The organism is Mesorhizobium sp. P2_E7 (assembly GCF_056403855.1).
Window position 1 is genome coordinate 1,174,564 of the sequence record NZ_JBFUER010000001.1, and the last position, 14,547, is coordinate 1,189,110.

Genomic DNA, 14,547 nt, shown 5'->3' on the forward strand with positions numbered 1-14,547 from the left:
ATTTCACGCCTTCGCCATCTTGGCGCCAGCACCCAGCGCCGCTGTGCGCAGCACGTAGTAGATCGCGCCGGCAATGGCCACGCCGAAGAACCAGCCATAAACGCCCCACCAGGCCGGCAGCCAGCTGGTGAAGTTGGGCAGGATCGACGAGAAGATGGCGCCGATGCCGGCGGCGATGAAGGCATTGACGTGCCAGCCGCCCTGGAAGCGGAACTCGCCTTCCTCGCGGTAGAGCGCCTCGACGTCGACCTCGCCTTTGCGGATCAGATAATAGTCGACCATCATGACGCCGAAGATCGGCCCCATCGTCGCGCCGATGATGCCGACAAAATGCGCGGCACTGCCTTCCCACGGTGCGAAGGGATAGAGCACCAGCGCGATCACCGCCGCGATGTAGCCGCCCTTCTTGAAGTCGATCTGGCGCGGAAAGACGTTGGAGAAGTCGAAGGCGGGCGAGACGAAATTGGCCACCACGTTGATGCCGAGCGTCGCCACAGCGAAGGTGAGTGCTGCAAGTGCTGCCAGGAACCAGCTGTCGAACTTGGCCGAGATCTGGTCGGGATGCAGCAGCACCTCGTGGTAGACGTCATAGGCAGCGATGGTGGTGACGCCGGCGACCAGCGAGAACAGGATCAGGTTCACCGGCAGGCCCCAGATGTTGCCCTTGCGCAGCGCGGCCTTGTCCGGCGCGTAGCGGGCGAAGTCGCAGAAGTTGAGATAGAGCGCCGAGAAATAGGTCACCCAGATCGCGGCGACCCCAAACAGTGCAGTCCACGACCCGGGATCGCCCGGAATGCCGGCATCGGCGGTCTTTTCGCGCAACACGTCCATCGGAATGTCGCTGGTGAAAGCGAAGGTTCCTGATTTGATGCAGAGATAGATCGCCAGGAGCAGCATCATCACCCACACCGCAGGTCCCGCCCAATCCTGGAAGCGGCGCACTGTCTCCATGCCCTTCTGGATGATCAGGAGCTGCAGCGCCCAGATGACGACGAAGCAGATCACCTCCAGGGTGGAATGGCCAAGAAGATGCGAGGTCTGGTTGAACTCGTTGAACCACGGCAGCCGCGTCAGAAGCGCCACGATGGCGCCGGAGGCCGCGGCAGTCTGCGCGCCGTACCAGAAGCACGCGACGATGGCGCGCACCAGGGCCGGAATGTTGGCGCCCCAGATGCCGAAGGAGGCACGCGCCAGCACGGGGTAGGGCACGCCGGTCTTCACGCCGGCATAGCCGACCATGTTCATCAGCACATAGATGATCAGCGAGCCGATGCCGATGGCGATGATGAAATTGACGAAGCCGCCGCAAAACAGGAACAGGCTGGCAGCGAGATAATAGCCCCACAGGCTGTGAACGTCCGACGTCCACACGTTGAAGATCGAGAATGGCCCCCAGTTCCTTACCTTCGCCGGCGCGAGGTCCTCATTGTACAGGCCAGGCGATGCGCCTTGTATTGTCACGGTGTAATCCTCCCCTTTTGCCAAACGCACCACCATGCGTTGGCCGCGCAGGTTAGGCCTGACGCAGGGGAACCGGCAAGCAATCCATTTGCCGGCTTTGGCCTTAAAGATATTCAATGAGAATCGCGCTTATCGATCGGCCTTTGTCGGAAGTCGGCGCAACAGCGGCTCTGAGTCGATCCGTTGACGGCCGTGATCAGGAGGCTTTGCGGTGAGGTGCCGCTGACGCTTCGAAATTAGCGGCAAGCCAAGCTATGGCGCGGGTGACATCGTCGAGCCTGTATTGAGCTGCGGTGGGACCGCGCGGCCTGACCCGGATCGAGATGCCGCCGGCTTCGTTGATCGCCTCGAAACCGTTTTCATCGGCGGTGTCGTCGCCGAGGAAGACCGGCCGCCGCCCGGCAAAGGGCGGGATCGCCATGAAACGCCGCACGGCAGCGCCCTTGGCCGCTTCGAGCGGCATCAGCTCAACGCCGGCGTTTCCCGGAATGACGCGGTAGCCCTTGGGAAGCTCGGCCAATGCCTGCTCGACAAGCTGGGTGGCCCTGGCCAGCAGATGCGGCGCCGCGCGCGTATGGATGGCGAGGACAGGGCCCTTGCGCTCGATATGGACCTGATCGTCATCCAGCTCGGCTTCAATGGCGTCGGCAAGGGCAGCCATATCGGCGGGAGTATCCGCGGCAACGATAGGACCGTCAGGCGTCAGCCGGTGTTCCAGCCCATAGAGACCGGCAACGCGCAGCCTCAGGGGATGAAACAATCTGTCGGCGACTTCAACCGAGCGGCCGGTAATGAAGGCGACGGCGCCGTCCAGCCGTTCGTCGATAGCGCCGAGCAGAGTGCGCAATTCGTCGCTGACGGACACCGCGTCCGGGTGCGCAGCGTGCTCCAGCAAGGTGCCGTCAATGTCGAGGAAAAGCGCCCATTGTCCGGCAGGCAGTTTGGGTGCGGTTGGCAGGCTCGTCATGACGCCACCTTGTGCATGCGCTCGACGAGCGAGACGATGTTGGTGTCGGTGCTTGCTGGCCACTCAGCCACACCTGTCGCCCGATCGAGGTCGCCGCGTTTGCGCAGCCGCGCCGCGTCCAGCAGCATGCTGCCGGCCCAGCGATAGACATTGTTGTCGCGCACGTTCTCGCGCATGCGGCGCATGCGCTGGCGCTGCTCTTCCGGTGGCATGGTCAGCGCCTGCTGCAGGGCCGCGCTCATCATCGCCGCGTCGTAAGGATTGACGATCAGCGCCTCCAGCAGTTCGCGCGACGCCCCGGCAAAGGTGCTGAGCAAAAGAGTGCCCTGCTCGTCGTCGCGTGCGGCAACGAATTCCTTGGCGACGAGGTTCATGCCGTCATGCAGGCTGGTGACCATGCAGATGTCGGCGGCGCGGTAAATCTCGTAGACCTGCTCCTGCGAGTGATGTTCGGTCACCATGATGACCAGCTTGTAGCCGTCGCTGCTGCCATAGCGCTGGTTGAGCTCATCGGCATAGCGCATGCATTCGTCATACAGTTGCTGATAGGCCGGCAGCGTGCCGCGGCTGGGCGCGGCGATCTGCAGGAAGACCAGTTTGCCGATCCATTCGGGATGGCGCGTGAACAGCTCGTCCAAAGCCTGAAAGCGGTCGAGAATGCCCTTGGTGTAATCCAGCCGTTCGACGCCGATGCAGAGCTTGACGTCCGGCCGCAGGCCGAACCTGTCGCGCAGGCGGCTGCGGCATTCCTCGACTGTCGGCAGTTTTGCCAGCAACTCGGCCGGCCATTCGATGGAGATCGGATAGGCATGCACCAGCGTCGTCTGCCCGCCATAGGAGATCGCCGCATCGGCTCGTTCGATACGGCTTTCCAGGAAGCGATCGACGCTTTCGGTAAAATTGTTGGCGTGGAACTGGGTGTGGAAGCCGATGATCGAGCTTCCGAGCAGCCCCTCGAGGATGCGCTCGCGCCACGGGCAGATGCTGAAGACTTCGGAGTTCGGCCACGGGATATGCCAGAAGGTGATGATGATCGCCTCCGGCAGGCGCTCGCGGATCATGCGCGGCAAAAGCGCGAAATGGTAATCCTGGACCAGCACGATCGGCCGCTCGTTGCGCGCCTCTGCCACCACCGTATCGGCGAATTTGCGGTTGACGGCCTCATAGGCCTCCCAGTCCGAGGAGCGGAAGATCGGCCGGGTGAAGGCGATATGGCAGAGCGGCCACAGGCCTTCATTGGCAAAGCCGAGATAGTAGCCTTGATATTCCTCCTCGCTCAGCCAGACGCGGCGCAGCGTGTAGGACGGTTTGTTCGGTGGCACCGGAACCCGGTCGTTCCCGTCGACGGTGAGACGATCCGCGCTACCGCCGCCATAGGCGATCCAGGTGCCGCCGCAGGCGCGTGTGATAGGCTCCAGCGCCGACACCAGTCCGCTGGCAGGCACCACAAGCTCGACGCCATTGTCCTTGACGTTGTGGATGTAAGGTTCGCGGTTGGAGACGACGATGACCTGCGCATCCGGCAGGTCGTCGGCGAGGATCTTGCGCAAGGTTTCGGGTGACCATGTCACAAGGGCTGCATCGACGGACTGGCCGTTCTTTTCAAACTCGCGCATGACCTTGCGCGCCGCCTCCGCCGCCACATCCTCGCCCGCCGCTCGAGCGGCTGGTGGGTGGCTGCCGCGCTGCCGGGATATCGAAAACAGGACGGCGAGGGCGGATAGGCCTAGGCTTGCCAGGATCACGATCCAGAGCATGTCGACGCCATAATTTGTCATTGAGTGCCAATCTCCGCCTTCGGCGGTCATTCTTCTTCGTTGAATTTGAACACGCTCGCCCGCGGCCGGCCGCCGGGGGCTGTCATTTTGCAACGCACAAAACTGCGATCGGTTCCCGCGAAAAGACCCAACTCAGCTTCGCACGATCAGCGGAACCAGCCCTTCATGGCGGTCGGCGAGAAAGGCGACGACGCGGTCACCGACGCGCTGGAAAGTGAGATCGACCTTGTTTTCGCCGACACCCAGATGCCTGAGGGTCAGCGTGTCGATGCCGATCGGCAGGCGCGGCCGGGTGACATGGATTTCGCCGTTCCAACCGTCGATTTCCAGGCCGAGGCAAGCCTGCATCAGCATGAAGGCCGAGCCCGCCGACCAGGCCTGCGGCAAGCAGGCAACGGGATAGGCGATCGGCGCTTCGCCGACCGAGCGGGTAAAACCGCAGAACAGTTCCGGCAGCCGCATGTTGAAATGCACGGCGGATTCGAACGTGCCGCTCATCAGCCGCACCACATTGTCGCGCTCGCCAAACCGCGCCAGGCCGGCGCCGCAAATCGCCGTGTCGTGCGGCCAGATCGAACCGTTGTGGTACGACATCGGGTTGAACAGCACCGCATCGTCGGCAAGCGTTCTCACCCCCCAGCCGGACTGGAAGGATGCCGAAAGCAGCTGGTCGGCGACCATTTGCGCCCGCGCCGGCTCGGGCAGCCCGACATAGAGCAAATGCCCGGCATTGGACGTGCGCACCTTGCAGGGTTCGCCGGCGCCATCGATGGCGAGCGCATAGAAGCCGAGATCGTCAAGCCAGAAATCGCGCTCGACGGCGATCCGCATCTCTTCGGCGCGGTTTTCCCAGTGATCGGCTTGCGCGAACTCGCCCCGGCGGCGGGCGAGCGCCGCCAGGCCCCTGAAGGCGGCAAAGACATAGCCTTGCACTTCCACCAGCGCGATCGGACCCTTGGGAATGCGCCCGTCGGCGTGGAAGACAGAATCGAAACTGTCCTTCCAGCCCTGATTGGCGAGGCCGGATTCGGCGGCCCGCTGATAGGTAACGAAGCCGGTCGCCCGGCTTGCCTCTTCCGTCCACTCGGCGGCGGCGCAAAGCGACGGCCACAGGCTGGCGATGAAGTCCATGTCGCCGGTGCGCTCTGCATAGGCGCAGGCAAGGTGGATGTAGAGCGGCGTGGTGTCGACGCCGCCATAGTAGCGGCCGAAGGGCAGCTCTTGCAGCGCCACCATCTCGCCCTTGCGCGTCTCGTGCATGATCTTGCCGGGCTGCGAGTCGCTGAACGGTGATGTCTCGGTCGCCTGGTGCTGGGCCAGGAAGGTGAGCACGCCGCGCGCCAGGCCGGGATTGAGCCACAGCATCTGCAGCGCCGAGATGACGCCGTCGCGGCCGAAGGCGGTGGAAAACCAGGGAATGCCGGCATAGGGGTAGGGGCCGGTCGACAGCTCGGTGGTCAGCAAGGCCACATCGGCGCGGGCACGTTCCACCCAGTCGTTGAAGACGCGGCCCGAACTGTGCACCGTGGCGCCATGGCGGCGCTTGGCCCGCATGCCGAAGCGGGCGCGCGCCGCAGCCGCCCGGAACCGGTCGCGGTCGGGCGGCTCGGCCAGTTCCGGACCAACCTCGACATAGAATACCTTGCTGCTGCGCTTGGTCACCGCGATGAGGAAATCCGCGCGCTCGGCACTCAATTGGTCCGGCGGCTGCGAAAACGAGATTGCGGACTGCCGTGCCAGACCGTCCAGTCCGTCGTAACGCAAGAGCACGGAAGTCGCATCTATCTCGGCCGCATGCGCCGTGCCGCGTTTTGGCCTGGTCGAGCCGCGCACCTCGAACATGTCGCGGAAATCGGCGGCGAAGTGCAGCGAGATGCGGATCGCCGAATGCTCCTGGCTGTAGTTGGAAAGGGTGATGCGCTCGAACAGCCGATCCTGCCACAGCAGCCTGACGCGTTCGATGTGGATTGCGCCCTGGGGGATGTCGCGGCCGCCGACACTTTGCATCGGCAGGTTGGTCAAATTGCTGGTGAACAGCACATTGTCCTGGCTGAGCGAGGCGCCGAGCAGCGATGTCTGCCGGCCGCCAACGGTGAGCCGGAACTCTGACAAAACGCGAGTGTCGTCACGGAAGAACCCGTCGCCCGCACCCCTGATATCGCCATAGGCATCGGCCACCGCAAAACAATCGCCTTGTTTCAGGGCGAACAGCCGGTGAGGCTCGCGCGGCGCTGTTTCGTCGAGGGAGGCAAGGGCCACGGCAGGGTCGAGCTTGCGCTCGTCAAGTTGGGTCATCAGTCACAAATCTCTGTTTTGGCTTTGGAGCATCCGGCGTCGCTCAAGACGCTTTCGCTTCAGCTGGAATGCCGATCAGGCGCGCATAGGCAGAGAGATAGTCGCGGGCCATCCTGCTGGCGGAGAACCGCTTTTCGAAGACGGCTCGCACCTTTCGACGGTCGAGCTGCAGCAAGGCTGGCACCGCGGCGACGGCGGCGTCACGCGAATCGACGATAAAGCCGGTAACGCCATGGTCGATGACTTCCGGCAGCGCGCCGCAGTTCCAGCCGATGGTTGGCGTGCCGCAGGCCATCGCCTCGACCGCGGCAAGGCCGAACGGCTCCGGCCAATCGATCGGAAACAGGAGCCCGGCGGCATTGCCGAGGAATTCAGCCTTCTCGTCCTCGGCGATCTCGCCGACATAGTCGATGCGGTCGCCGTCGATCAGCGGTTCGATCGTCTCGTGGAAATAGGCGCGGTCGTCATCGCCGATCTTGGCCGCCAGCTTGAGCTTCATTCCGGAGCGCAAGGCGATATCGATGGCGCGGTCCGGCCGCTTGTCGCGCGACAGCCGGCCGAGAAAGGCAAGATATGGTTCGTCCACCCCCGACTGGAAGGTCGGCTGGTAGAGGCCAATCGGCAGCCCGTGATGGATGGTGGCTAGCCAATTGGCCTTGGCGAGCCCGGTTCTCTGGCTGCGCGAGATCGAGATCAGGGGAAAGCGTGGAAAGCGCTCATAGGCCGGCGCCAGATCGACATAGTCCAGCCGGCCATGCGGCGTCGTCACCGTCTTGTCCGGCATCTGCTCGAAGAACGAAAAATGCAGAAAATGGCTGAGGTGAAAATGAATGATATCAAACTCATCGGCACGATTCCTCACATCGGCAAGCATCGCAAGATGCGCTGCTGTCTCTGACTTCAGCGGGCGTGGATCGAGGCGCAGCGCGCGTTCGCGTCCGGGTATCAGTCTGGCCGAGGTGTGGCTGTCGCCGCTGGCAAACAGCGTCACCTCATGGCCGAGATCGACCAGACCTTCGGTGAGGTAGGAAACGATCCGCTCGGTGCCGCCGTAGAGCCTGGGCGGCACGGATTCGTGCAAGGGGGCGACGTGGGCTATGCGCATGATTGGACTGTCCCTCAAAAGGCGAACACGGGAGCGAAATGCGTCAGCGGGCGTAACGTTCCGGATAAAAGCAGCCGCCGACAATCCCAAGCCAACCCGCGCGAATTTTTTTGCAAGAAGCGGGAACCAACTCGCTGTTCGCGAATTCTATAGGGTTGGTTCGCACTGCGGCCGACCAGGGAGAGAACAAAATGGACCGCTTGCATTTTTTTACGCCGGTGCGCATTGCGCGCGGGCAAGGACACCCCGTCGAGGAAGTCGATAGCGTTGCCGAAGCGATGGTCTTTCTGCAGAAATGGCCGTCGGGACGGCGTGGACCGGTCTACCAATGCGCCGTGAATTGCTGCTCCGCAGCCCTGTCGGGCCGGATGTCGGCCGAGGAGGCAAGGAAGGCGTTTACGGGGTTTGCCCGCATCACCCGCCTGCTCGACGATGATATGGCGATGCCGATGGGCGGCGAAAGTATGGCCGAAGTCTACGAGTTGAGGCGCTAGGGGCCTGGCCCAGCCATTTTGTGATTGAACGCCTGTGCCGTTGTGGCCCGGGCCGTCCTTTTTTACACCAGCGTATTCCCGGCCGGCCCTTCACTTCACGGGCTACACTGTGCTTTCATGCCGTGCGTGACCGGTGGTTGATCGCCAATCCACGGACGGTCCGCACGTGGAGGGCAGACATTGCCGAGACTGATCCTGGGAACACTCGGCGCTATCGTCATCGCCCTCATCTGGGCGGTCCTCGCCAGTTTGATGGGCGCGCCTTCGATCGTGATCACGGTCGGTGCGGTCGCCATAGGGGCCGGTGTCTACACCTACGTCGACAGACGCTCGAACAATTGAGCCGTCTATCGGACGGCTATCCGCAGACGCTTCACAAGGGCTTTTTTCGCACCGGGCCAACAGTGGCGCGTTCGACCAGGCGCACGCCGATGTTGACGCGCACAATGTTTGCGCCCGGATCCGCGATGCGTTTCATCAGCATCTGTATGCCGGCGCGGCCCAGTTCGAGACGGTCGATGCGGATAGTCGTCAGGGGCGGGCGGCTATGAAGGGCAACGGCGATGTCGTCGAGACCGATGACGGAAAAATCATCGGGAACCGTGAAGCCACTGCTTTGCAGCGCCTGCATGACGCCCAGCGCCACGATGTCGGTACTGCAGAAAAAGGCAGTTGCATCGGCCAAGGTGCCGTCCTGCAGCGCCTGGCGGACGACCTGCTGCGTTTGTGATTCCTGGACGCCGAATTTAGACAAGTCCAGGACATGGCGTTGCGGATCGAACCGGATGCCGGCTTCCTCGAGCGCAACCCTGAAACCCTCAAGCCGTCGGCGCAAGGACAGGCGATGCGGCAGTGCGACATGAACGATTTCGCGGTGCCCGGCGCTCAACAGGCGCTGCGTGGCGAGCCAACCCGCCGACCAGTTGTCGGGCAGGACACTGTTCAGGCGCATCGTCCGGTCCATGCCGTTGACGAGAACGGCCGGCAGCTTGCTGGCGATGATCCGTTCCAGCGCCTCCGGCTGGTCAAGGCCGATCGCGACGACCGCTCCGGTCTTGCCGGCTTGCAGCAGCTCCTCCACCTCGGCCACCACCGAATCGAGCGAAATCAGGCGCACGTCGATTTTGAGCGAATGGGCGGCCGCCTCGTCCAGGGCGCCGCGGATGACGTCCTCGTAGAACTGCGAACGTGAATAGAATTCCGCCGGCATCAGCATTGCGACGCTGTCGACACCTGCCTTGTGCAGCGACCGTGCCGTCTTGCCCTGGTATCCGTAACGCTCGGCGATATCGAGGATCTTGCGCCGGCTCTCCTCGCCAACGCCGCTCCTGTTGTTGAGAACCTTTGAAACGGAAGCCACCGAAACGCCAGCCGCATCGGCAATGTCGCGAAGGGTCGGGGCGTTGGCTTCGTCGTCCATCAGGAATGATGCTTCCGGTGCTGCGTTTGCTGAGTTCCTGATCGTCGTGCCGGCAGGTTACTGCGCATTGGCGTTGATTCTCTAACAAAAGAACTGGGATTCTCTACCAAAAGAACTGGGTATGCCCAAGAGAACGCATCAAGGCTTCCATGAAATAGTAGTCGCCGTAGGGAAGCATATTGTCCGAAAAGCCGGCAGTGACATGCGCAGCACCATGCGCGAGCAGGCCCTGCGCTTCCGGATCTTCGGTGAGATCACAACTGTCGAGCAGTCCGGCAAGCAAGCGCGCGCCGAACACACGCCAGCGCGCGGCCTCTTCGGGCTCGCATTGGTGGGCAAGCATATAGACGCCGGCAGCCATGATCGCGCCGGCGGAGCTGTCGCGCGGCGCGTTGACGGCATCGGGCACCGAATAGTCCCAGGCCGGGACGCCGTCGGTTTCCATCAACGCCTCGGCCTTGGCGGCAAGGCGGCGGGCTGCATCCAGACAGAGCGGGTTGCCGGTGGTGGCGGCGCACTGCGCAAAGCCATGGATCAGCCAGGCCTGACCGCGCGACCAGCAGGAATCGTCGGCATAGCCCTGATGGGTCTCGCCACGCAGCGGCTTGCCGCTGGCCGGATCGAAAACGAAAGTGTGGAAGCTGGTGTCATCGGCGCGCACCACATGTTTCAACGTGGTTGCGGCATGTCCCTCGGCGACTTCGTAAAAGTCCATGCGCCCGGTCTCGCCATGCGCCCAGTGGAGCAGGGCGAGGTTTTGCATCGTGTCGGCAATGATACGGCCATTGGCGAACTCGGCCCGCGTCCCGCCATGAATGGAACGCGCGTTCCAGGCCTGGATGTAACGACCTTCCGGTCGATACCTGCCCAGCAAGGCCGTCGCGGCCTCAAGCGCCATCCGATGCGCTTCCCGATCGCCGGTCATCAGCCAATCGGAGACGCAACCCAGCGAGAACTGAAAGCCCAGATCGTGATCCTGCGCGTTGTGGTTGGCCAGAATGCCCCGGGACACAGGGCGGCGGGCACGGGCTGCGTTCAGGAAAATCGGATCGCCCGTCAGCTGCAGCGCCAGCCACAATTGTCCTGCCTGGAAACTGATCACCCAATCATAAGGGCCGCAGTAGCTCCATGTGTTGTCGGCAAGGCCGATCTTGGGATTGCGCAGGCCGATGACGGGCATCGTGGCGCGCAGCCGATCGATGCAGCGGGCCAACGCCTGCTGGCGACGGTCGCGCTGGGAATCCGGATCGGTCACCTCGACGGCCTGGAAATAGCTGCTTCGTTCGATGCCCATTGTGCTGACCCTGTTCGATTGCAGGTCATTTCGCACGTTGACGAAAATTCCGTAAAGAGAAAAACTTTCTTTCGAAGGAAAAGTTTCGAATCCTAGTTTGCCCAGCATCGGAGGTGTCCGGCTTGGAAAATCGCCGTTCATGAGCCGCAGGGAGAGGGATGGCATGTCGGCAGTCGCCGCATTCGAAGGGAAGGTGCCTCGCGACCGCTCTGGTCTGCGAGAGCAGCTGGCCGCCTATGGTTTCCTCGCGCCCTGGCTCATTGGCTTCTTCGCCTTGACCCTCGGACCTGCGCTGGCCTTGGGGTGACTCCGAGCCTGACGCAAACCTTCCGGTACGATCTAGTCGGTCGGCTCACGAACGGGTCGGCACCTATGGCGACGACAGCTATACCTATTATGCCGCCGGCAACCGGCTGACGCGTTCGCTGATCAACGGGGGGGCGACCTCGACCACCTACAACTACACGAGCACCAACACCCAGCTCGCCCAGCGTTGCGGGTAGGAAAATGCCGCGAAATCGCTTATGTGAGCGGCAATTCGAACCGTTGGCAGCGGCAAAGTCACCAGGAATGCAAGATAACAACTATAAAAGCGTCCGGATTTCGGTCGCCCCCATGATGGACTGGACGGATCGGCATTGCCGGTTCTTCCATCGCCAGCTGACGCGCCGCGCGCTGCTCTATACCGAAATGGTGGTGGCGGATGCCGTCATCCATGGCGCGCGCGAGCGGCTGCTTGGCTTCGACGCCACCGAACATCCGGTAGCACTGCAGCTCGGCGGCTCCGATCCGCAAAAGCTGGCCGAGGCGGCGCGCATCGGCGAGGCCTTCGGCTACGACCAGATCAATCTCAATGTCGGCTGCCCGTCGGATCGCGTCCAGTCGGGCACGTTCGGCGCTTGCCTGATGAAGGTGCCTGACCTCGTCGCCGGTACCGTGGCGGCGATGAAGGCGGCGGTGAAGATCCCGGTGACGGTCAAATGCCGTATCGGCGTCGACGAGCAGGATCCCGAGCCCGCCCTCGACGCGCTGGCCAACGGTGTGTTCGCGGCTGGCGCCGACGCGCTCTGGGTGCATGCGCGCAAGGCCTGGCTGGAGGGGCTGAGTCCGAAGGAAAATCGCGATATCCCGCCGCTCGACTATGACAGGGTCTATCGCCTCAAGGTCGGAAAACAGAACAAATTCATCGGCATCAATGGCGGCATTCAATCGCTCGAAGAGGCTGCTCTCCACCTCGACCATGTCGATGGCGCCATGCTTGGCCGCGCCGCCTACCACACGCCGGGCATTCTGGCCGGCGTCGATGCAGCGTTTTATGGGGCTGAACCCGGCCCATTCGATTTCGCCGCGCTGATCGACACGATGGCCGACTATGCGGCCCGCCACATAGAGCAGGGCGGCCGGCTCGGCCACGTCACCCGCCACATGGTTGGGCTGTTCCACGGTCTGCCCGGCGCGCGCCGCTTCCGGCAGATTCTCTCGACGGATGCGACGAAACCCGGTGCTGGACCGGACGTGTTGAAGGCTGCTTTCGCGGCTGTCGACTTCGGCCGCACCGAACAGGCCGCTTAAGCGGTTCAGTCGCGCAAAATCATCCGGTCGCCGCGCACGTCGAAGCCCGACAGCGAGCCGATGAAATTCATGCCCAGCAGGCTCTGGCTGAGCGCGCCCGGTGCGGCGACCATGACCTGCATGTTCTTGCGCACGATACCGCCGATGGCCAGTTCGTCGGTTCTCACCGAAGCGGCGCGCGCCATGCCGTTGGCGGTCGAGACCGGGACGGTGAAGCTCAGTGCTGCCGGATTGAAGCCGGCGGCTTGCGCGTCTTCGGCCGTCAGCACCGTGCTGGTCGCGCCGGTATCGACCACGGTGCGGATCGACGCGCCATTGACGGTGATGCGGGCTTCGAAATGGCCGCTGTCGGCATTGTCCAGGGTCACGGTGGCATGGCCGTCCTCGACGCCGAGCGCCAGCGGGCTGCCGGGAACGAGGCCCGCCGTCACCCGGCTGGCGAAATCCTGCAACTCGTAGCGGTACTGGTAGCCGGCGACGAGCGCCAGCACGATCACGGCCCAGGTGCCGAGATTGCGGGCCATGGCGCTGAGCGGCCTGCCGGATCGGATCAGGCCGGCGCCGACCAGCACGCCGATCGCGCCCAGCCAGACCAGCCGGCTGAAATCATAATTCTCGATGCCGAACGTCCTGCCGGCGTCGTTGTTGATTATCAGCAGCACTACCGTGATGCCGATTGCCGCCATCACGATCCAGAACAGTCGGTTCATTGGACCTGCCGTTTCACGAGAGGACGTCGCGCTCGCGCGCCATGCGGGTGCGGCGGGTTTCCCGGCGCGGCCGGCGCTCGACCGTTTCCAGCCGGGCAGGCAATTTTGCCATGACGTCGCGTCGGGTTTCCGGCGTCATGTCCATCCAGGCGCCGATTTCATCGCGCGTGCGGCCGCACCCGAAGCAGAAGCCGGTTTTCATGTCGATCGAACAGACCAGGATGCACGGAGATTCGATGGCCGTCATGATGTTCTCTTGGAGATTCCTTTGCGGAATCCCTTGTCTCGCTTCCACATGGTGCAACGGCAAAGCCAATGCAAGCCCTTCGGATTTCGCCGCCGGCAGCCGTTTTTGCGGCACGGCCCGATGGTTGTGGCTTGATGGTTGTGCCGGCCGGGCAAGGCGGCTATGCCGCTTTCAACCCAAGAGACGAGCACCGAGGCCATGACCAGCGCACTGCCTTTCGACGATTTCCGCGATCTGCTGGCGAACCTGCCGCCGGCTGACGAGACGGCCGAGGCGCGCGTGCGCACGCTGTTTGCCAGGGCCGACAAGCCGGCGGGTTCGCTCGGCCGCATCGAGGACATCGCGGCCTGGCTTGCCGCCTGGAGCGGACGCGCGCCACCGGCGGTGAACCGGCCCCTGGTGGCGATTTTCGCCGGCAATCATGGCGTCACCCGTCACGGCATTTCGCCGCGCACCGTGGCGGCGACCGCCAATGCCGTCGAGCTGTGCGCCGCCGGCGGTGCCGCCATCAACCAGGTTTGCATCGCCAACGATCTTGGCCTCAAGGTGTTCGACCTGGCGCTGCACATCGCGACCGCCGACATCACCGAGGACGCAGCCCTCGACGAACGCGGCTGCGCCGCCACCATGGCCTTTGGCATGGAAGCGATTGCCGGCGGCGCCGATCTGATCTGCCTTGGCGATCTCGGCATCGGCAATTCCACTGTCGCGGCCGCCATGTGCGCGGCCCTGTTCGGCGGCAGCGGCGGCGACTGGGTCGGCCCCGGCTCGGGCGCCGATGCGGCGATGCAGGCGCGCAAAGCCAAGGTGGTCGATACCGCGCTCGCCTTCCACGGTGCAGCTCTGAAAGACCCACTGGAGGCGCTGCGCCGGGTCGGTGGCCGCGAGTTCGCTGCCATCGCGGGCGCCATCCTCGCCGCCCGGATGCAAAAAATCCCGGTGCTGCTCGACGGCTTTACCGCGACCGCCGCGGCGGCCGTGCTGCACGTCGCCAATCCCGCCGCGCTCGATCACTGCCTGCTGGCCAGCCTGTCGCCGGAGCCCGGCCAAAGGCGTGCCGCCGGGCGGCTCGGCCTCATTCCGCTGTTCGATCTCGGAGTCAGCCACGGCGAGGGGGTAGGGGCCGCCCTTGCCGCCGGCCTGGTCAAGGCCGCCGCGCTCACCAGTTCGGGCATGGCCCTCGCGGTCAAAGCCTAGAACAGGC

General features: G+C 63.7%; 14 protein-coding genes and 1 pseudogene. 5 read left to right on the forward strand and 10 right to left on the reverse strand.

The features are described from left to right. Positions 1-3 precede the first annotated feature (3 nt). The 5 genes from AC1DYC_RS05925 to AC1DYC_RS05945 all read right to left on the reverse strand — a co-directional run bounded on the left by AC1DYC_RS05925 (position 4) and on the right by AC1DYC_RS05945 (position 7,606). Complete coding sequence (locus AC1DYC_RS05925) at positions 4-1,461, reverse strand: NCS1 family nucleobase:cation symporter-1 (protein ID WP_477404713.1); 1,458 nt, start codon at positions 1,459-1,461, stop codon at positions 4-6. Between the two features lie 196 nt (positions 1,462-1,657). Then, the gene (otsB, locus tag AC1DYC_RS05930; protein WP_477404715.1) at positions 1,658-2,428 is read right to left on the reverse strand and encodes a trehalose-phosphatase; all 771 of its coding nucleotides are present in this window, start codon (positions 2,426-2,428) and stop codon (positions 1,658-1,660) included. Then, entirely contained in the window at positions 2,425-4,206 is a 1,782-nt protein-coding gene (locus AC1DYC_RS05935; protein ID WP_477404717.1) for an alpha,alpha-trehalose-phosphate synthase (UDP-forming), read from the reverse strand. Before AC1DYC_RS05935 ends, otsB begins: the two co-directional genes overlap by 4 nt. Positions 4,207-4,338: 132 nt before the next feature. After that, positions 4,339-6,501, reverse strand: coding sequence for an amylo-alpha-1,6-glucosidase (locus AC1DYC_RS05940; RefSeq protein ID WP_477404719.1), 2,163 nt, complete (start codon positions 6,499-6,501; stop codon positions 4,339-4,341). A 43-nt stretch (positions 6,502-6,544) separates the two neighbouring features. After that, positions 6,545-7,606: a glycosyltransferase family 4 protein gene (locus AC1DYC_RS05945; protein WP_477404721.1), complete on the reverse strand. Its 1,062-nt coding sequence runs from the start codon at positions 7,604-7,606 to the stop codon at positions 6,545-6,547. 191 nt (positions 7,607-7,797) lie between these two features. Here AC1DYC_RS05945 and AC1DYC_RS05950 point away from each other — a divergent pair, with 191 nt between their 5' ends. Both AC1DYC_RS05950 and AC1DYC_RS05955 read left to right on the forward strand, forming a co-directional pair. Then, positions 7,798-8,100, forward strand: coding sequence for a DUF982 domain-containing protein (locus tag AC1DYC_RS05950; protein WP_477404723.1), 303 nt, complete (start codon positions 7,798-7,800; stop codon positions 8,098-8,100). 180 nt (positions 8,101-8,280) lie between these two features. Then, on the forward strand, positions 8,281-8,442 hold the full coding sequence (locus AC1DYC_RS05955) for a hypothetical protein (protein ID WP_477307048.1): 162 nt from the start codon (positions 8,281-8,283) through the stop codon (positions 8,440-8,442). 31 nt (positions 8,443-8,473) lie between these two features. On the opposite strand, the gene AC1DYC_RS05960 is transcribed toward AC1DYC_RS05955, so the two are convergent. From AC1DYC_RS05960 to AC1DYC_RS05970, 3 genes and pseudogenes are all read right to left on the reverse strand, one after another. Further along, positions 8,474-9,316, reverse strand: a complete 843-nt coding sequence (locus AC1DYC_RS05960) for a LacI family DNA-binding transcriptional regulator (RefSeq protein ID WP_477408187.1) — start codon at positions 9,314-9,316, stop codon at positions 8,474-8,476. 60 nt (positions 9,317-9,376) lie between these two features. Then, a pseudogene (locus tag AC1DYC_RS05965) lies at positions 9,377-9,520 on the reverse strand (LacI family DNA-binding transcriptional regulator); the annotation flags it as partial. 103 nt (positions 9,521-9,623) lie between these two features. Further along, complete coding sequence (locus tag AC1DYC_RS05970; protein ID WP_477404725.1) at positions 9,624-10,814, reverse strand: hypothetical protein; 1,191 nt, start codon at positions 10,812-10,814, stop codon at positions 9,624-9,626. Between the two features lie 163 nt (positions 10,815-10,977). On the opposite strand from AC1DYC_RS05970, the gene AC1DYC_RS05975 reads away from it, so the two are divergent. Beyond that, on the forward strand, positions 10,978-11,121 hold the full coding sequence (locus AC1DYC_RS05975; RefSeq protein ID WP_477404727.1) for a hypothetical protein: 144 nt from the start codon (positions 10,978-10,980) through the stop codon (positions 11,119-11,121). Positions 11,122-11,384: 263 nt separating this feature from the next. Further along, entirely contained in the window at positions 11,385-12,386 is a 1,002-nt protein-coding gene (gene dusA / locus AC1DYC_RS05980; RefSeq protein ID WP_477404729.1) for a tRNA dihydrouridine(20/20a) synthase DusA, read from the forward strand. Positions 12,387-12,391: 5 nt separating this feature from the next. On the opposite strand, the gene AC1DYC_RS05985 is transcribed toward dusA, so the two are convergent. Then, positions 12,392-13,096: a TIGR02281 family clan AA aspartic protease gene (locus AC1DYC_RS05985; protein WP_477404731.1), complete on the reverse strand. Its 705-nt coding sequence runs from the start codon at positions 13,094-13,096 to the stop codon at positions 12,392-12,394. Between the two features lie 13 nt (positions 13,097-13,109). Continuing rightward, positions 13,110-13,343, reverse strand: a complete 234-nt coding sequence (locus AC1DYC_RS05990; protein WP_477408189.1) for a DUF1289 domain-containing protein — start codon at positions 13,341-13,343, stop codon at positions 13,110-13,112. 198 nt (positions 13,344-13,541) lie between these two features. On the opposite strand from AC1DYC_RS05990, the gene AC1DYC_RS05995 reads away from it, so the two are divergent. Further along, positions 13,542-14,540: a nicotinate-nucleotide--dimethylbenzimidazole phosphoribosyltransferase gene (locus AC1DYC_RS05995; RefSeq protein WP_477404732.1), complete on the forward strand. Its 999-nt coding sequence runs from the start codon at positions 13,542-13,544 to the stop codon at positions 14,538-14,540. Positions 14,541-14,547: the final 7 nt, after the last annotated feature.